14 protein-coding genes are annotated in these 18981 nt (G+C 58.2%); 9 read left to right on the forward strand and 5 right to left on the reverse strand.

Features of this window, described 5'->3' with window-relative positions; translation table 11 throughout:
• Positions 1–57 precede the first annotated feature (57 nt).
• Positions 58–1032: a hypothetical protein gene (locus ACQCLF_RS09415; RefSeq protein WP_426986596.1), complete on the forward strand. Its 975-nt coding sequence runs from the start codon at positions 58–60 to the stop codon at positions 1030–1032.
• A gap of 69 nt (positions 1033–1101) precedes the next feature.
• On the opposite strand, the gene ACQCLF_RS09420 is transcribed toward ACQCLF_RS09415, so the two are convergent.
• Complete coding sequence (locus tag ACQCLF_RS09420; protein ID WP_426986598.1) at positions 1102–2271, reverse strand: glycoside hydrolase family 18 protein; 1170 nt, start codon at positions 2269–2271, stop codon at positions 1102–1104.
• A 290-nt stretch (positions 2272–2561) separates the two neighbouring features.
• Between ACQCLF_RS09420 and ACQCLF_RS09425 the strand changes: the two genes are divergently transcribed.
• From ACQCLF_RS09425 to uvrD, 6 genes are all read left to right on the forward strand, one after another.
• Positions 2562–3581, forward strand: a complete 1020-nt coding sequence (locus ACQCLF_RS09425) for a metal-dependent hydrolase (RefSeq protein WP_426986600.1) — start codon at positions 2562–2564, stop codon at positions 3579–3581.
• Positions 3578–4369, forward strand: coding sequence for a TlyA family RNA methyltransferase (locus ACQCLF_RS09430; protein ID WP_426986602.1), 792 nt, complete (start codon positions 3578–3580; stop codon positions 4367–4369). Before ACQCLF_RS09425 ends, ACQCLF_RS09430 begins: the two co-directional genes overlap by 4 nt.
• Positions 4370–4470: 101 nt before the next feature.
• A complete protein-coding gene (locus tag ACQCLF_RS09435; RefSeq protein WP_426986604.1) occupies positions 4471–7974 on the forward strand; it encodes a HEAT repeat domain-containing protein in 3504 nt (1167 codons plus the stop codon).
• 89 nt (positions 7975–8063) lie between these two features.
• Positions 8064–9083 (forward strand): response regulator, encoded by a 1020-nt coding sequence (locus ACQCLF_RS09440; RefSeq protein ID WP_426986606.1) that lies wholly within the window; start codon positions 8064–8066, stop codon positions 9081–9083.
• A gap of 2 nt (positions 9084–9085) precedes the next feature.
• The gene (locus tag ACQCLF_RS09445) at positions 9086–10039 is read left to right on the forward strand and encodes a diguanylate cyclase (protein ID WP_426987065.1); all 954 of its coding nucleotides are present in this window, start codon (positions 9086–9088) and stop codon (positions 10037–10039) included.
• A 130-nt stretch (positions 10040–10169) separates the two neighbouring features.
• Positions 10170–12365 carry a DNA helicase II gene (uvrD, locus tag ACQCLF_RS09450; RefSeq protein ID WP_426986608.1) on the forward strand — a complete coding sequence of 732 codons (2196 nt, stop codon included), beginning with the start codon at positions 10170–10172 and terminating at the stop codon, positions 12363–12365.
• Positions 12366–12400: 35 nt separating this feature from the next.
• On the opposite strand, the gene ACQCLF_RS09455 is transcribed toward uvrD, so the two are convergent.
• Both ACQCLF_RS09455 and ACQCLF_RS09460 read right to left on the reverse strand, forming a co-directional pair.
• Positions 12401–14164 (reverse strand): hypothetical protein, encoded by a 1764-nt coding sequence (locus tag ACQCLF_RS09455; protein WP_426986610.1) that lies wholly within the window; start codon positions 14162–14164, stop codon positions 12401–12403.
• Positions 14161–15444 carry a hypothetical protein gene (locus tag ACQCLF_RS09460; RefSeq protein ID WP_426986612.1) on the reverse strand — a complete coding sequence of 428 codons (1284 nt, stop codon included), beginning with the start codon at positions 15442–15444 and terminating at the stop codon, positions 14161–14163. Before ACQCLF_RS09460 ends, ACQCLF_RS09455 begins: the two co-directional genes overlap by 4 nt.
• A gap of 256 nt (positions 15445–15700) precedes the next feature.
• On the opposite strand from ACQCLF_RS09460, the gene ACQCLF_RS09465 reads away from it, so the two are divergent.
• Entirely contained in the window at positions 15701–16876 is a 1176-nt protein-coding gene (locus ACQCLF_RS09465) for a TRAP transporter substrate-binding protein (RefSeq protein ID WP_426986614.1), read from the forward strand.
• A 30-nt stretch (positions 16877–16906) separates the two neighbouring features.
• Entirely contained in the window at positions 16907–17716 is an 810-nt protein-coding gene (locus ACQCLF_RS09470) for a MipA/OmpV family protein (RefSeq protein WP_426986616.1), read from the forward strand.
• On the opposite strand, the gene ACQCLF_RS09475 is transcribed toward ACQCLF_RS09470, so the two are convergent.
• Both ACQCLF_RS09475 and ACQCLF_RS09480 read right to left on the reverse strand, forming a co-directional pair.
• Positions 17697–18479, reverse strand: coding sequence for a 4'-phosphopantetheinyl transferase family protein (locus ACQCLF_RS09475; protein ID WP_426986618.1), 783 nt, complete (start codon positions 18477–18479; stop codon positions 17697–17699). The two genes, ACQCLF_RS09470 and ACQCLF_RS09475, sit on opposite strands and share 20 nt — an antisense overlap.
• Before the next feature lies 1 nt (position 18480).
• On the reverse strand, positions 18481–18945 hold the full coding sequence (locus tag ACQCLF_RS09480; protein WP_426986620.1) for a hypothetical protein: 465 nt from the start codon (positions 18943–18945) through the stop codon (positions 18481–18483).
• Between the last annotated feature and the right edge of the window lie 36 nt (positions 18946–18981).

The following is an 18981-nucleotide window of genomic DNA, read 5'->3' on the forward strand; positions in this document are numbered from 1 at the left end:
TGGCAGAGCGGCTGTGGGTATTCAGGCGTTAGAGGAGTATCGACAATGATCCGGAAAATGACAAAAACTCTGTTGACCCTGATGCTCGTGCTGGGCGTCATTGTGGTGGGGCTTTGGTTTTACGCTACTTGGATGCTGGACCAAAGGCTGGCCGTTGCCTCAGAAACCCTGCGAAGCATGGGGGGTGATATGCGTTACGGGAACAGCCGGCTAACGCTGGATGGCGAGATGCAGGTGGAGCAGGTGCAGTTGCGTTGGCCGGACCAGGCCGAGCCCTATCGCATCGCACAACTGAATCTGGCTTCCGACGGATGGCTCGGGCTGGCGCGTGCGGCACTGGCGGCGCGTCAGCGCCAGTTACCCGAGGCGCTGCGTTTGCGGATTCAAGGTCTCGAAGTACCCCCTGATTCGGGTTGGACGCTCCCTGGGACCGGTGAGTTTGCCTCCGCTGGCTGCGCGGAACGCTTGATGTTGAACGCAAATGATCGGCGCCAAATGGGGTATGCGCCGCCGGAGTTGGACGGAACCCTGCTGTACCGGTTTGTCGGTGCGGGTGAGCGTTTAAAACTTGCACTTGAGCTGGAGTGGCGGCAAGGCTATGAACTGCACTGGGAACTGGAAACCACACTTTCTTCCGCGGTTCGTAACCCCTATGCCCTGCCCGGTGCCCTAATGAGCGCGACGCTGGATGAAACGCGCCTGGTGTATCAGGATCGCGGTTTGACTGAACGGCGCCTGGCTTTTTGTGCCGAGGCGACGGGGCGCTCACGGGAGGACTATCGGCAACACCACGGCCAGGCATGGCAAGCGGTGTGGGAAAGTGATGGCTTTCACGTCGGTCCGAACCTGAGAGAGGCGTATCAACGGTTTTTGATGGATCCGCGAACGGTGGAGCTGACGATGCGCCCTTCCCGGCCCTTTTATATGAGTCAGCTGGTGGGGACACCGACCAGCGCCTGGTTGCAGGCGCTGGAACCAAAGCTGTGGGTCAATCGAGCGCCAGTGGAATGGCAACTGACCGTGCAGGATTGATCGCACTGCGTGGTTAAAAACGGTGGTATAACATCGCATTAGCCGAGCGATATTAACGAAGTGACTCGGTTATTCAGCAATGGCACGAATCAGCTCACCGTCGGTGGTGTCGCCACTGAGCTCCCAGAAAAAGGTGCCGCCCAACTTTTGCTGGCGTACATAATCCATTTTATGGGCGATGGTAGCGGGCGTGTCATAGCTCCACCACTGGTCGCCGCAGTGGGCGTAGGCTACGCCGCCGACGGTGCCGGTGGCTGGGCAGTTGTCTTTCAGCAGCCGGTAGTCAGACAGCGCTTCCGACGCCACGCCAGTGGCTTTCCCTCCGGGGGCACTTTGGTTCACGCCGGTCCAGCCTCGGCCGTAAAAACCCAGGCCGAGCAGTATTTTGTCATCCGGCACGCCGAGGTTTTTCAGCTGCTGGACACTGGCGTCTCCATAGCGGCCTTCCAGAGGCAGTGCGTCAAAATCAAACAGCGCCGAGTGAGGTGCCGTGGGGCCGTGTTCCGCCCAGCCGCCAAAATAGTCGTAGGTCATCAGCATATAGAAGTCCACATACTCGGCCGCACCGCCGTAGTCGGCCGCTTCCAGTGTCTGGCTCCCTGCGCCAATGGCGGCAGTCACCAGATCCTGGCCGAATTCCGCTCGCAAGGCCTGCATCATTTCCCGATACGCATCGAAGCCGCTCTCATCACAGCTCAGGCCACAGGCATTGGGGTATTCCCAGTCGATATCGATACCGTCGAACACATCCACCCAGCGCGGGTCGGTAACCAGTTCGTGGCAGGAGCGGGCAAACCGCTCCGGGTTTTCGGCCGCTTCGCCAAAACCGCCCGAGCCCGTCCAGCCGCCGAATGACCAGAGTATTTTGAGGTGGGGGTACAGGGCTTTCAGCTTTCGGAACTGGCCGAAATGACCGTGCAGCGCCTCTTCGCTCGTGTCCGCCACACCGTCCACGCTTTGGTCAGCGCTGTAGAGGCGCCGGTAATCATCGTCGGGGTTGCCGGCGATGCATTCGCCGTTTTGAACATCGCCAAAGGCATAAACAATATGGGTCAGGTGTTTGGCCGAACCACTGGTGTGAATCTGCTTGACGCGATAATCGCCCCACTGCGTAAAGTAACCAATAATCCGTGAGGCGGAGTCTTCATTGGAAGCCATTGGTGTTGGGGTGGTCGGTGAGGAGCAGGCAGCGGCTATGAAGAGCGCAGCCAGCGCCCATAGAGAGGTCCAGAGTTTCATGGTAGTGAAGGCTCCCGGTTATGTTATGGGTGTTTGGACGTCGCGGAACATAGGGGGAGTGTCCTGCGGATTGGACAACGTTGTCAAATAAAAGTGGCAGCTTTCCTGGTGGGCCTGTTCGAAAGACGGTGCAGCACTCCGGTGTGAACGGCTGGGACACTAAGCAGTGAGGACAACAAAAGGACCGCTTTGGTACCATGCGGCTCTTTTGTGCGCCCCGCTTTGCGTTTCTCGTGGTCGGAGCGGCTGAGGCATACTGTGTACCACCTACCCTGCGGGAATGAAGCTCCATGGATTCACTGACCCAAATGGCCCTTGGCTCCGCCGTCGGCGTGGCGGTGATGCGTCGCCGGGTGCCGGTGTGGCGCGCTGCCCTGGCGGGCGCGGTATTTGGCACTCTGCCCGATCTGGATTCGTTCGCGGATTATGGCGATCCAATCAGTAACGTCACCTACCATCGCGGCACCAGTCACGCGCTGTTTTACCTCTCGCTCCTGTCACCCCTGCTGGCCTGGCTGGTGACGCGTTGGGCGCCGCCCGGCGGATTTCGTCGCTGGTGGCTTGCCATCTGGTTGATTTTGATGACCCATGTGCTGATCGACACCATGACGGTGTACGGCACACAGCTTGGCCACCCGTTTACCGATTATCCATTCGGTGTGGCGAGCATGTTCATTATCGATCCACTCTATACGCTGCCTCTCTTGCTGGGACTGGTGTGGGCTTTTCGCGGTCACCGCAGAGCGAACGACGTAGCGCTGGCGCTGACGTCGGCCTACTTGCTGTGGAGCGTGCTGGCTCAGGCGTGGGTCACGCACAAGGTGGAACGGCAGATAGCGTTCCTTGAATCGTCACCGGAGCAGGTTCTAGTGACCCCAACGGCGTTCAACACCCTGCTGTGGCGAGTGTTGGTGGTTGGGCCGGAGGATTACTGGGAAGGTTTTTACGCCCTGGCCGATGGTGACCGACCGATTCATTTTGATCGGTTTGATCGGGGTATGGAGCACTTCCCGGCCGTGTCCGGGGAGTGGGGCGTGCAACGGGTGGCCTGGTTCAGTAAAGGGTTGTTCAAGCTGCAAGTGGTGGATGATCGTTTGCGGGTGACCGACCTGCGGATGGGCCAGGAACCTTTCTACAGCTTCAATTTTGTGGTGGCCGAGCGCAATGACACCGGCACCTGGCAAACCGTGCCCGCCGAGCTGGAGATAGAGCGACCGGATATTGCGGCGGGGCTGAGCTGGATTGCCGAGCGGGCGCTGGGCGGACCTCTTCCGCCACCACGGGGTGAGCTGACGGAGCCTGCGCCGTGAGTGCTGCGGAGCTGGAACGTCTGGATAAGCTGCTGGTGGCACGCGGGCTGGCGGATACTCGCACCCGCGCGCAACGGTTAATCGAGGCCGGCCGGGTACGGGTTCAACTGGCCGGGCGGTGGCAGGTGCAACACAAGCCTGGCGTAAAACTGCCAATGGATGTGGCACTGGAAGTGGAGCCAGCGGCAGAGGATGAGTTTGTATCGCGGGGCGGGATCAAGTTGCGCGGTGCGCTGGAAGGGGCCGCCCTCGATGTGGCGGGCTGGACGGCGTTGGACATCGGCCAGTCCACAGGCGGGTTTACCGACTGTTTACTCCGTCAGGGCGCCGCCCGGGTCGTGGGGGTGGATGTCGGGCGGGATCAACTGGCCCCGGCGTTGCGGAAACACCCAAAGGTGGTTTGCCATGAAGGCATCAACGCTCGCCAATTGCCGACAGACCGGCTGCTGGCAGAGGCTCCCGACGGGTTTGATCTGGCGGTGATGGACGTGTCCTTTATCTCGCAAACCTTGATTTTGCCCGGTATAGCGCCGCTGCTCCGGTCGGGAGGTTGGCTGGTCAGCCTGGTGAAGCCCCAGTTCGAAGTGGGTCGCGACGGAATCGGTAAAGGGGGAATTGTGCGCGACGCTCGTCTTTACAAGGAGGTGGAGGCGCAGATTTGTCACTGCTGTCGGGAGTCAGGTCTTGAAGTAAATGCTTACTTCGGCAGTCCAATCACCGGTGGTGATGGCAACCGGGAGTTTTTTGTGGTGGCGCGTAAAACCGGTGAACCGGCGGCAAAGGCGTAGGAATCTGCGCCCAACTCCCCTATACTCGCTCGTGGTCGATACAACCAAGAGGTTGCGGTCGAAGTACTGAGAACCCTATATATAAAAGATGTGAGAAGGCAATGAAACAACCAGAGTCCCTAATCGGTCGACCGCTATTGGCGGTCTCACTGTCCGTGTTGCTTGCAGCCTGTGCACCGGACGACAACGCCTCTGCTCCCGCTGATACCTCCGCGAAAACTAATGCGTCTTCTACCAGTGCGGGTGCAGAGTCGGTGGCGTCTTTGAGTGACGCCGACGCGGCGGTTACCACCTTGAGTGATGCGGACGTTGAGTCGGCGCACGGGAAAGTCCTGAGCCAAATGAATCTGCAAACCCCGGACGGGCTGACGGTGGACCTGTGGGCGTCCGAAAAACTGCTGGCGGACCCGGTGGCCATCAGTGTCGATTATCAAGGGCGTGTGTGGGCGGCGGTCACTCGCCGTAGTAATAACTCAGAGTTTGATATTCGTCGCTATCCCACCTGGGAAGATCCTTCCATGACGTTCGACAGCGTGGAGGACCGGCGAGCCTTCCTGCACGAGGAGCTGGCCCCGGAAAAGAGCGACCAGAACACTTGGATGCCGGACCGCAACGACGACGGTTCCCACGACTGGCGTGACCTGGCCGTTGTGAAAGAAGAAGTTGTGCTGCTGGAAGATACCACAGGTAACGGTAAGGCTAACCAGAGCCGCACCTTCCTGAAGGACTTCAACAGCGAAGTGACGGATGTGCTCGGCGGCATCTATTACCACAATGAGTTGAACGACCTGTTTCTCGCAGTGGCGCCGAATGCCTGGCGTGTGAAAGACACTGACGGGGACCTCAAGGCCGATACCAAGCAAGCGATTTCCGACGGTTTTGCCATCCACATCGGGTTCAGTGGTCACGGTATGTCCGGTGTCACACTGGGGCCAGACGGCCGAATTTACTACGGGATTGGCGACGTTAGCGCCAATATCGCCGATGTTGACGGTAATGAGCACTACTATCCCAACCAGGGCGTTATTGTGCGCAGCGAACCGGATGGCAGCAACTTTGAAATTTTCGCCCACGGTGTACGCAACACTCACGAATTCACGTTCGACCAGTACGGTAATTTGATTACCGTTGATAACGACGGGGATCATGAGGGTGAATACGAGCGCGTTCTCTACGTTATCGATGGTTCCGATACCGGTTGGCGCACCAACTGGCAATTGGGTAAATACAACGATCCGAAAAACAACACCTATAAAGTGTGGATGGACGAAGATTACTTCACACCGCGCTTCGGCGAGCAGTCCGCCCATATTTTACCGCCGATTGCGCCCTACCACGCCGGCCCTACCGGCATGGTCTTCAACCCCGGTACCGCCCTGGGCGAAGAGTGGCAAAACCACTTCCTGGTGGCGGAGTTCGTCGGCTCGGCGGCCCGCTCCGGGGTGAACGCTTTTACGTTGGAACCCAAAGGCGCTTCCTTTGAGCTGTCGAGTGACGAGAATATTTTCCGTGGTGCCCAGGTGACCGGCCTGGATTTCGGACCGGACGGTGCGCTGTATATGGCGGACTGGATTGAGGGCTGGGGCATCAACGGCAAGGGCCGCGTCTGGAAGCTCGATGTGACTGAGCCGAACCAGGACCAGCGAGCGGCCACTCAGGGATTGCTGGAAAGCGACTTCAGCGAACTTGACACCGCCGCACTGCGCGAGCACCTGAGCCATGCCGATATGCGTGTCCGCCAGCGGGCGCAGTTGACGCTGGCCGCTCGCGAGGATGAAGAGACCCTGCTGTCCGTGGCGACCGAGAGTGACCACCAACTGGCCCGGATACACGCCATTTGGGGCCTCGGCCAACTGACGCGGCAGGACGAGAGCCGCTCCGCCGTGCTGTTGCCACTGCTGAGCGACGCCGACGCCGAAATCCGCGCCCAGGTGGCCGAGGTGCTGGGTGACGTGGCCTATGCGGGCGCGCGCGAACAGTTGTTGCCGCTGCTGGGGGATGATAACGCCCGGGTGCGCTTCTTTGCCGCTCAGGCGCTGGGTCGGATTGGCAATACCGATGACCAGCCCGCTCTGGTCGACATGTTGGCCGCCAACGATGATGACGATGTTTACCTGCGCCAGGTCGGCGCGATTGCCCTCGCGCGTTTGGGTGACGAACAGGCGTTGGCCGCGCTGGAAAGCCATGACTCTGAGGCGGTTCGCGTGGCGGCTGTCGTTGCGTTAAAGCGCCTTGAGAGCCCGGAACTCGCTCGTTTTCTCGATGATGACAGCGAGTATGTGGTCACCAACGCCGCGCGCGGCATCGGTGACGACACGCAAATAACAGAAGCGCTGCCGGCTCTGGCCGAGCTGCTTGGCACCACTGAATTCACCAACGAACCGCTGTTGCGCCGCGTTATCAATGCCAACGTCTATGTGGGCGGTGACGCTTCTGTGGAACGGCTGCTGAACTTCGCGCAACGCGAGGCCGCCGATGGCGCTTTGCGGGCCGAAGCCATTGATGCCCTGGCCGTATGGGCAGACGGCTCCGTTTATGACCGGGTGACCGGCCGCTACCGTGGCCCCATCAGCCATCCGCAAGACGAAGCTGCAGAACCACTGGCCGAGCGCTCGGCAGCATTGCTAAAAGACGGTAATCCCGACGTGCGGGCCGCGGCCGCCAACGCTTTGGCCACGCTGGAGATTGAGGCCGCCACCGAGGCGCTGGTTTCCGCTTTGGAAGACGACGCCAGCCCCATCGTGCGCGCTGCAGCGCTGCAGGCGTTGTTCGATCTGGGTTATACCGACATGGGTAAAGCCGCGTTGACCGCCACCAATGATGCCGACACCGATGTGCGCATGGCCGCTTTGGCCCTGTTGCCAGAGCTGGACATTCCCACCGAACAGGTGGTGGAACTGCACCGGCTGCTATTGGAGAACGGTTCGCTGCCGGAACAGCAAGCGGCTTACCGCTCGCTGGCCAACGTGGATCACGCCAGTGCCCATGCCCTGCTGGGTGAATCTCTGGCCGCGCTGCGTGAAGACGCACTGCCTGCCGGCGTTCAGCTGGATGTGATTGAGGCGGTAGAGGCAAGCGGCAACGCTGAACTGAAAGCGGAGCTGGACGCCTACGAGGCGGCCAAAGATCAAAGCGATCCGTTGACTGTTTACCGTGAAGCGCTGGAGGGCGGCAATGCCACCAATGGCATGAACCTCTTCCGCTACAGCAACAGTGCTCAGTGCATTCGCTGCCATATGATTGGCCATCGAGGTGCCCACGTGGGTCCGGAGCTGACCCATATCGGGGATGTTCTCACTCGCGAGCAGCTGCTTGAAGCACTGGTAGATCCGGGTGCCCGGGTGCCGGCGGGTTTTGGCCGCATTTCCGTCACTCTCGACAACGGCCAGACGGTCAGCGGCTTTTTTGAAGCGGAGACCGACGATACCCTGACCATTGTGGACGGTGACACCACCTCTGAAGTGGCTAAGGCGGATGTGGTGGAAACCGAGTATTCCGGCTCTGGCATGCCACCGATGGGTTATATGCTGGATCGTGGGCAGATTCGTGACATTGTCGCTTATTTGGCGACTTTGCCGGCTGAAGAGGAAAATGAAGGCCATTAGTCGGTTTTACGGCCCCCGCCAGCGCGCGGGGGCCGTTATCTACTGATATACTCAGGCCGTAGACCGTTCCGGGACTCAGTAAGGACTCTATGGCCACACCCCTCCTGATCTGCGACGACTCGCTGGTCGCGCGTAAGCAAATGCTTCGAGCACTACCGCCAGACTGGGATGTCGTGGTGAGCTTTGCCAGTGATGGTGAAGAGTGCCTGCATCGCCTTGAGCAAGGCGATGGCGATATCCTGATTCTGGATCTTAATATGCCGAATTTGGACGGCTACGCCGTTCTGCAGGCGATTAAAGAACGGCAAGCTTCCACGATTGTGATAGTCGTCTCCGGGGACATCCAGCCAGAAGCCGAGCGGCGGGTTCTGGCACTGGGCGCCATGCGCATGATGACCAAACCGGTGGATCCTGCCGCTTTGCGTCTGATGTTGATGGAGTTCGGCCTCTACCACCCCTCCGAAACCAACCGACTCACCCTCAATGCCCGCGATATCATCCCCGGCACCACTTGGCAGGAAGTGCTGCAGGAGCAGTCCAACATCGCCATGGGGCAGGCAGGTGACTTGCTGGCACGGTTGCTGGGCGTCTTCGTGGAGTTATCCGTACCCCGGGTCGACGAACTCAGTGCCGGTGAGTTGAGCATGGCGCTGGCCGCCGGAAGTCAGGAGCATACCTGGTCCGGAGTGTGCCAGGGGTTTATCGGTGGGGGGCTGGCCGGCGAAGTGCTGTTGCTGTTTGCCGATAGCAGCATTGATGACATGAGCCGTCTGCTGGGCTACACCAACGAAGAGACCGACCACAGAGAGCTGGAAGTCCTGATGGACCTGTCCGGCATTCTGGCCGGCGCCTTCCTCAAGGGGCTGGGCGAACAGCTCAATCTGTCGCCACGCATTACCACCCCCGTTGTGTTGGGAACGCACGTCACGGCGGACAATCTGATGCAACGCAGCCATACCCGGGGGCCAACCCTCACCATTGAGGTCTCTTTTGCCATCGAGGGGTACAGCATTGTGGGCAACCTGTTGTTGCTGTTTACCGAAGACTCACTGCCCCGCCTTAAGGAAATTCTGGAATACCTTCGTCCCGAAGTAGAGGAGGCGGTTTGAGCGTGTCGAGTGGTTCCTTAAAAGATGTGCATTGGCTGATTGATCTGTTGCAAACCATCGAAGTGGGTATTGTGGTACTGGATGCGGACAATTGCGTCCGCCTGTGGAACGGCTTTATGGAGAACCACAGTGGCATCGCCGCCGAACAAGCCGTAGGGCAGGATCTGTTCGCCTTGTTTGATGACCTCCCCCGCGCCTGGCTCGAACGCAAGCTCAGTGCGGTGCGGCTGCTTCATACCCGCAGTTTCAGCGTGTGGGAGCAACGTCCCTATTTGTTTCGCTTTCGCAACCGCCGCCCGATTACCGGCTCGGAACCGCTGATGTTCCAGAACATCACCTTTTTCCCGGTCACCAATCATCACGTCGAGGTCGATTCAGTGGGTCTGTTGGTCTACGACGTCACAGAAACCGCCAGTGACCGACGCCAGCTCGAACGCACCAATGCTCAATTGCGCCGGTTAAGCCAAATCGATGGATTGACCGGACTGTACAACCGGGTGACCTGGGAGTCCTTTCTCAGCACTGAGTTCGAACGCCACCGACGCTACCGCACCGAAGCGGCGCTGGTCATGCTCGATATCGACCACTTCAAACCCATCAATGACACCTATGGCCATCCAGCGGGCGATGAAGTGATTCGCCAGATAGCCAGCCTGATCAAGTTCAATTTGCGTCAACCGGATATCGCCGGACGCTATGGCGGCGAAGAGTTTGCAGTCATCCTCCCCGAAACCGATCTTGACGGCGCGCGCATTTTTGCCGAACGCATGCGTGAGGTGGTGGAACAGCAGATCATTCAGTGGGCTGATGTGCCTCTGCAGATTACCGTGAGTCTGGGAGTCGCACCGCTGAGCGAAACCTATCATCGATCGGACCATTGGCTAAAAGCGGCCGACGAAGCGCTCTATCGGGCCAAAGGCAGCGGCCGCAACCAGGTCGTGGTAGCGGGCGAATAGGCGGGCCCGGACTTGACGGTATTGAATCCAACCTGTACGTTTATCCAGATAATGGGCGCGCCGGACTGAAACCGGGGACAAAACAGAGTACACTGTCGCGCCCGACACTCACTGACACCGCGACCCGCTGATGGATGTATCCACCCTGCTCAACGATCTGAATGACGCACAGCGTGAAGCTGTGTCGGCGCCACCCGGCAATCAGCTGATTCTGGCCGGCGCTGGCAGCGGCAAAACCCGGGTGCTGGTGCATCGTATTGCCTGGCTGATTCAGGTAGAGCACGTCTCGCCCTACTCCATCATGGCCGTGACGTTTACCAACAAAGCGGCGCGGGAAATGCGCGCCCGTCTCGAACAGGTATTATCCGAGACAGGGCAGCCGGTCAACACCCGCAGTATGTGGGTGGGTACCTTTCACGGTTTGGCCCATCGGCTGCTCAAGGCCCATTGGCAAGACGCCGGTTTACCGCAAAATTTTCAAATTCTCGACAGCGATGACCAACTGCGGTTGATCAAACGCGTCTACCAGCGCCTGGAGCTGGACGAGGCCAAATGGCCCTTTCGTCAGGCGCAATGGTTTATCAACGGCCAAAAAGACGAAGGTTTGCGGCCCCAGCATATTGTCGATAATGGCGATCCGTTTATCCGTACCATGCTAATGATTTACCGGAGGTACGAGGAAGACTGCCAGCGCAGCGGTCTGGTGGATTTTGCCGAGCTGCTCCTGCGGGCACACGAGCTGTGGCTCACCAAGCCGCATATCTTGGAGCACTATCAGAACCGTTTCCCCTTTGTGCTGGTGGACGAATTTCAGGACACCAACGCGATTCAATACGCCTGGCTGCGTGTGCTGGCCGGGCACCGTGCCAGCGTGACAGCGGTCGGTGATGACGACCAGTCTATTTACGGCTGGCGCGGTGCGCGCATTGAAAATATTCAGCGCTTCACGGATGATTTTCCCAATACCCATACCATCCGCCTGGAGCAAAACTATCGCTCTACGGCCACCATTTTGAAAGCCGCCAACTCCGTGATTTCCCACAACTTTGGCCGACTGGGCAAAGAGTTGTGGACCGACGGTGTCGAGGGCGACCCGATTGCCTTGTACGCCGGTTTCAATGAACAGGATGAAGCCCGTTTTATTGTGGAGCGCATTCAGGAATGGGTGAAAGCGGGCAACACCTACTCCAGCACCGCTATTCTCTACCGATCCAACGCCCAGTCGCGGGTGCTGGAAGAAGCCTTGTTGCGCGAGGGCATTGCCTACCGAATCTACGGTGGACAACGCTTCTACGAACGCCTGGAAATCAAGAATGCGCTGGCCTACATGCGTTTGATTGCCAACCCGGATGACGACACCGGTTTTGAACGTGTTATCAATACTCCCACGCGCGGTATCGGTGGTAAAACCGTGGACGCGATTCGCGAATGCGCCCGCGAGCAAGGGCTATCGTTGTGGCAGGCGTCGGCCCAGATCGTGGCTAATAACGCCCTGCCCGCTCGCGCTGGCAACGCTCTGCGAGCGTTTATGCAGCTCGTTGATTCATTGACCGATCACGCTGGGGAAAAACCGCTGGATGAGGTGGCGCAACGGGTTCTGGATGAAACCGGGTTGCTGGAATTTCATCGCAAAGAAAAAGGCGAAAAAGGTCAGGCCCGAGAGGAAAACCTTCAGGAACTGGTCAGCGCCTGCCGAGCCTTTGATGCGGACGAGGGCGACGAACTGTCAGCGTTACAACAGTTTCTGGATACCGCTGCGCTGGATGCGGGAGAAACCCAGGCTGACGAGTTTGAAGACGCCGTACAGTTGATGACGCTGCATTCGGCCAAGGGGCTCGAGTTTCCGCTGGTGTTTCTGGCTGGTGTGGAGGAAAACCTGTTCCCCCACAAAATGTCCATGGAAGACCCGGACCGGCTCGAAGAAGAGCGCCGGCTTTGTTATGTGGGCATCACCCGCGCCATGGAAAAGTTGTACATCACCTACGCTGAAACCCGCCGCCTATACGGCAATGAAACCTTCAATGCACTGTCTCGGTTTGTGCGAGAGATTCCGGCGGAACTGATACAGGAAGTGCGCCTGAAAACCGCCGTCAGCCGACCACTGAGTTATGGCAACGGGCGGCGCGATAACGCCTCTGTTAGCCTAACGGATTCGGGTGAAAACACCGGCTTCCATCTAGGTCAACGAGTCAACCACGGCGTGTTTGGCGAAGGTGTGATTTTGCATTTTGAAGGTCAAGGCGCGAATGCCCGGGTGCAAGTCAATTTCGACGATGACGGCTCGAAATGGCTGGTCCTGCAGTATGCCAAACTGAGCCCAATGTAAATCGTTTATCAGCCTCGTGATTAAGCACCCAGTGATTAAGACTCTGACGCTCCGAGGAACGCACGCAATAATGCGATTTTCCCCGGCGATAGCGAACGAGTTAACGGCATGTACAGCGTCGTATCGCGATAGACCGCCGAGGTTCTTTTGAGAATCTCCTTACCGACGGCGCGAATGGTGCTCTCATCATTTAATGGAATCCGCTTGGACATGGCCGGAAAGAGCACATAGTAAAAGCGCAGACACTCCTCGTACACCAGTGACCAGGGGACATCGCCGGTTTGAATCACGCTGCTGTAGTCATGGTTCGGGTAGAGACGGAACGAAATCCAGGTACCTGCCGACTGGTCGGCGTCCAGGGTCAGTTGGGTAAAGCCGTCTTTGCCAGTGGCCACTTCCACCGGCAATGGCACAGTGCGGGTGCCCTGCTTAACCGTCAGCGTCTTTGGATAGGTCAAAAAATCAGCGTCGGGCAGTGTGCCGGATGACTGGGTACCTAACTGGAGCGTCCAGTCGTGCGGTACGGGCTGGCCCAGATACTCCACGATCAGCTCAATACTCGGCGCGGACGCACCGGGATCGAGGTAGATATTGCGCTGGTCACAGGTAATGCGTAACGGCGTCTCATTGATCTGCAAATTATTCTTGCTGCTGCCTAACGTTAGAGGATGCGTTTTCAGAGTCTGAATCGCCGCTGCCGAAACGGGCACATCGTAAATGCCGCCATACAAATAATAGTCGTTGGGCAGCGAGGGGGTTTGCGCGATGGTGTTGTTTCCGGCATTGACCAACAGATTCCCATAATCCACGTTGGGCTCCGGGGCCGAGGTGTTCTGGTGTCCATCCTGACGAATGGCGCTGCCTTCCAGCGCACTCACCAAATCGAGAGTTAAGAGATTGGTCGACTCGTTGAGATACGCCAGCCCCTGCGCACCGCCTAAGTCGGCGTTGGTTAGTTGGCGCCCTGGCGGCTCGGTGGCCAGTTCGCCTTCGTACCAGGGGCCGATGCTGCCGATGATTCGCCCGAGCGATGGGTTGGCGTCGTTCTGGTTGCTCTCATAGTTCGCTTTCATGTGTTGGGCGGAGTAGCCCGGGTAAAACTGGAACATGCTAAAACGAATGATGACGCCTTGGCTGGCCGGACTCTCGATCATGGCTTTGAGCAGCGGATGCTGCTGGTCGTAGCTGACGATATCCGATTTTGCGAACGCGAACTGGAAAATGGCACTGGCGTACGCCGACCCGGGGGTGTTGTAAGGCGGTGAGGTTTTTTGCGAGTTGTAGCGCAAACCGATCATGCGTGAGTGGCCAATGGTATTGCCGCGAATCAACAGGACCGGCTCGTTCGGGTTTCCGACGATCAAACCGCCGGCGTAAATCTGTGTGGTGGTCCCACTGCTGGGGTCGAGATCGACCATGACAGGGCCGCCGTAGGGACCGTCGCCGCTTTCGGGGTCAACCCCGCCCAGCAGATAAACGGGCATCCCCACCAGATCAGAGCGAGTGCTGACTTCGCCGGGATAGCCACTGGAGGAAACGGTGGCGTTCATCAGTTTTAACTGATGATCACCGTAGTAGTTCCAGCCACCTTTGGCGTAGGTGGGATTTCCACTCGAGTCAGTGGAAGTCTGACGCAGCTCATTAATTACGGCCTCATCGCTCATGTCAGGGGTAACGGAAGCGTCTGACAAGTTGATTAAAGCGCTACCGCTCTCATCGTATTGCTCGTTATTGGCGGTATCTACATTGGTGCTGCCACCGCCCCAGAAATTGATACGAGGTCCATTCAGGTGACTCATGGTTGTGCTCCTTCACGTGAAGTGTCCCGGCTCTGGCCGGAAGACGGTTGGGCAAACAGAAAGGTAAAGCTGTAGTCGGATTTTACCCGGCCACCCGGTACGCGGGCGGTGCTGTGGCAGTCCATACAACTGCTGGTGGGCTGGATATAACTTTCCATCACGGTATTGGCCACGGTCCCGGGAGTGGGTGTGCCTTGGGGATCGCCGGGGTCTTGCGGGTCGCTCGGCCACTGGGGCGCAATCAGTCGATAGTATTGGAAAGGAGTGCCCGACAGCTTGCTCCGCCAGCGGGTGTTGACGGTGGACACTGCGGGCACCACGGGAGTGACCCGATTGATCTGGTTAGGCGATGTAAAGGGCTGGCCTGTTTTTTCGGGCGAGATATTGGGCGTGCAATACGGGCCCTGGCAATGTTCGTTGTAATAGGACGCTTTGCCGTGCGCATTCGGTTCGGTATTGTCCACTTGCTCAAAGGTGGCCCAGACCCATTGTGGAAAGCCTGGCGCTTTGTAGACAATGTGCAGTCCCACCAAGCCGACCTGCGCAGGTTTTGTTTGTCCGGTAGATTCGCCTTGATCATCGTAAACCGTAACCTGGGCCTGAATCTTGTGGAACCGGCTTGGATCATCCTGATCGGTCAGTATCCGCCAAGCGGCTTTAATTTCCATTGCGTAATCGGGAAAGCGAATAGAGCTTGCCTGAGACACCACATTGGCATTGTAAAAGTGGTGACCGACAATGTACTCGTAGGAGACTTGATTGACCGATATCGAGTAGTAAGTCGGGTTACCCTGTTGGTCGATCAGCCAGCCACCGACCGCTTGCCGGATAGACTCCTCCACCGGGAGGGAGGGGTCGGCTTTGGCGCGGTGATCCAGCGTGAACTCGGTTAAAGGTCCGCTTTGCCAAGGGCCTGGATCAGCGGCGCCGGGCAGGAACAATTGATCCGTGGTTTTGAAGGTTTCCCACACCGTCGGGCCGGAGGCGCCGATGGAGCGCTGACAATCCGGCTTGCCACGCTGGGCGCTGGCGGGCCAGTTCAAGGCGACGAACTGTTGCCAGGCGAACTGTGAGAATTCGCTGGTAGAGGCGGTGGGTGGAGGCGCTTGCAAAGGCAATTCACATCCACGGTTTTCTGGATAGGCAGCCGAGAGGTTATTGACCGGCGCTGTGGTTGAGGCGCTATCCGGCGCTGATTCGCAAGCGTGAAGCAGCAATGCGCTCATCGAGACAGCGGCGGCATAGAGGGCGTAACGCAGGGGGGGCAATGACAGTTCCATAAAGTCCTTCCATTGGGGTGGCCATGAACAGAGAGTGGGCCACGGGGTCGATAATTCCTATACACCCAATCTGGGGTGTGACATCCGGTTCAATGGTGGCATCGGCGCAGCCATAAGCTTCATCGAGCCTTTGAAGCGTAGTCAGCGCTTCGGGATAAGTCAATTTGAACGACGGGGTGAGTTTATTCGGCCGGGGTTCGATGTCATAATCGCGCCCAGCGTGCCGTTTCGTAACCACTGAGAATAACAGGTCGTCATGCCCCACCATCGTTCAATCACTGTTTATCCGCTGATCATTCTCGCGTTGGTCGCTTTGCTGGTGCTGGTGTTCAGCCTGCTGGTAAAGGAAAAGTCCACCGATCATGTGACGATGTTGAGCGGCGATGGTGTTCGCGAACAGCGTGTTTATCACTGGCGTATGGTCACTACCTGGCCTCGGGATTTTCCAGGGCTGGGCACCTCTGCCCAGAAGTTCGCCGATATGGTGGAAGAAATGAGCGCGGGGCGTTTGCAGATTCGGGTTTACGGTGCCGGGGAAATCGTGCCAGCCATGGGGGTGTTTGACGCGGTGTCCGAGGGCAGCGCCGAAATGGGGCACGGCGGTAGTTACTACTGGCGCGGCAAAGCCCCAGCGGCCCAATTTTTTACCACGATTCCTTTTGGTATGAACGCCCAGGAGATGAACGCCTGGCTGCATTACGGCGGCGGACTGGAGCTGTGGCGAGAGGTTTACAAGCCATTTAATTTGATCCCCTTCCCCGGGGGCAACACAGGTATCCAAATGGCCGGCTGGTTCAATCGGGAAATCAACAGCATTGACGATTGGCGCGGCTTGAAAATGCGCATTCCCGGCCTGGCGGGCGATGTGTTCAACCGGGCTGGGGGAAGCTCGGTCAATATTCCCGGCGGCGAGCTGTACACCTCGCTGCAAACTGGAGTGATTGACGCCGCCGAATGGGTCGGTCCCTCTAACGATCAGGCGTTTGGTTTCGACCGGATTGCTCGTTATTACTACTACCCGGGCTGGCAGGAACCGGGTTCCAATTTAGAGCTGTTGGTGAATCGACCGGCGTTTCAGTCGCTGCCCGAGGATCTTCAAGCCATTATCACCTATGCCTCGCGAGCCATCAGCCAGGATATGCTCGACCAGTACACAGCGCGCAACCCGGTGGCACTGAACGAAATGGTGGCGAAAGACGGCACCGAGCTACGCCGCATGCCCGATGATGTTTTACAGCGTCTCTACGAAATGTCGCAGGCGATTTATCGTGAACAGGCCGCACGCGATCCTATGTTTCGTAAAGTATGGCACTCTTACCGCGAGTTCCTGGGGACAGTGACTGACTACCATAAAATTACGGAACACACTTATTACGATATTCGGGAGCGTGTGCGAGAACGTGCGATAACCTTGGATGAGGAACAGGAGTAAGATGTGTCACGAGCAGAGAAAGGTAGGTGCATGAGTGGACGACATTATTATTGGATGACTGCGTTACTCTGCTTGTATACGGCAATTCCATCGGTTGCTGATGCTTCTTCCGACACTGTAGAAAGTCGGCTGGAAGCCGGGCTTGGGGTTGGCGCTTTGATAACGCCGGACTATCGCGGTTCAAAAACCTACCGCAGTTATGTGGCACCTGTACCCTACGTAATTTACCGGGGGAAAATTATCCGTTCCGACCGCGAGGGTGTGCGCAGTGATCTGTTCAGCAGCGATCAGATGGAATTCACGCTCAGTCTGGCGGCTTCGATTCTCCTGGACGGTGATAAAAACGAACGGCGCATCGGTATGCCGAAACTGGGCTCAACCCTTGAGCTGGGGCCGGCCTTGAACATCAATGTGACGGGCGACACCCTGCATGATAAATGGATGTTGTCACTGCCGGTGAGGGCTGTGTTCACCCTGGGGCGGGGGTCGCCGGAGCATATCGGCTGGTTGGCCGAGCCGCAATTGTCTTATCGCCTGCGGCGTAACTCCTGGAACTGGACTTTCCGTATGGGCCCCTCGTTCGCCAGCGAATCGTATCATGAGTACTACTATGGTGTGGGGCCAGAATATGCTCGGCCCGACCGGGCTCAGTACCGTGCCCGGGGTGGCTACAGCGGTTTTAACTCCCAGTTGGCGCTGAGTCGCCGGGCTGGCAATCTCTGGTATGCGTTTTTTGTCCGCTACTATAATCTGAACGGTGCTGACTTTATGGACAGCTCTCTGGTGGAAACCGATCAGGGAGGCAGCGGGGGCCTTGCAATCAGTTGGGTTTTGTTTTGATCTTTCGGTCAGTTTCCGCCGCTGGCAGTGTGCGCCAGAGAGTGGGGACGGAAGTCTGTGGTGTATTGATGACCAGCGACAGAAACCAGGGCCGCTTATCCTGTACCGGGCTGTTCCAATAAAAGCCCTGCCAGATGCCTGATGCCGTGCCGGAGCATTCAGGGTCGGGGAAGCTAAAAGGTGCATGGCTTTTTGCCGAGCGCAGCCATGGCGCAAAGTTCACTCTGCCCAGCTCCTGGGTGATGCCGTTTCCCCGGGCTTTTAGATAAGCTTCCTTGTGGGTCCAGAGACGATAAAACATGCTTTGCTGGACGGCATCGGGAAATGACATCAGCAGTCGGGTTTCTTCGGGGTGAAGAAATTGCTCCGCAATGGCGGCTACCGGGCGGCTCCGATGTGGGTGTTCCAGATCGACGCCAATCAGTGCCCGGTGGGCGATTGCCACCGCTACCCACTCCCCGCTGTGGCTGAGGTTAAAAGTAACCGATGCCGGGAGGGACTGGGCCGGCGGTTGGACTAGGCAGGGTTTGTCCTGGGGCGACCTTGCCAGGACCACCTTCTCCGGCGAGGTCGAGAGTCGATTTGCCAACTGCCAGCGCAGCAGGGCCCGAGCCAGCAGAAAACGTTGTCGCTGGCCGGGTGCGTGCATATGTGCGTATCGGTCGAGTTCTTCTGGCGATAGCCAGCTTAGATACTGGCGGACCAGGGAGGGACGCTGTTCCAGATCGGCTGTGCGGCTTAAATAGAGACAGGGTCGCTCCACGTCAATTGCCTGGAACAGAGGGCTCAACCACGGCGGTGAGCTGACCTTCCAGCAGGCAGTGCCCTTCTGATTCCAGCCGGAACTGGTACATGGAGCTGCCAGTATTCTGTGCCAGAGCCCGGGCGGTAATTCGCAGCGGCGCCCGATAGTGATCCAAAGTATCGACACTGGCCTTGAGCCTGGAAGCCACCGCCAGAAAACCTTTGCCGGGTGGTTCTCCAGAAGGTTGGGAAAGACGGGCGTGCGCCGCCATGGCCTGGGCTGCGTATTCCACCCCGGTAAAAACCGATAGGCGCCCCCGGTCGCGCAGCGGATTGCTCTCGTACAGGTGAGAGTGGGCGGAGCACTGTATACTGTCGCAATCCCACTGATCGATGGTATCAATGAGTACCATGGGAGGGCTGTGGGGTAAAAGGCTTGCGGGTAAGGGTGCGCAGGTATCCGGAGGCATAGGCAGGTTATCCATCGGGGCCACTGGTCATATGAGGAGCGTAGTTTAGCC

Source organism: Marinimicrobium sp. ARAG 43.8 (assembly GCF_050113635.1).
GTDB lineage: Bacteria > Pseudomonadota > Gammaproteobacteria > Pseudomonadales > Cellvibrionaceae > Marinimicrobium.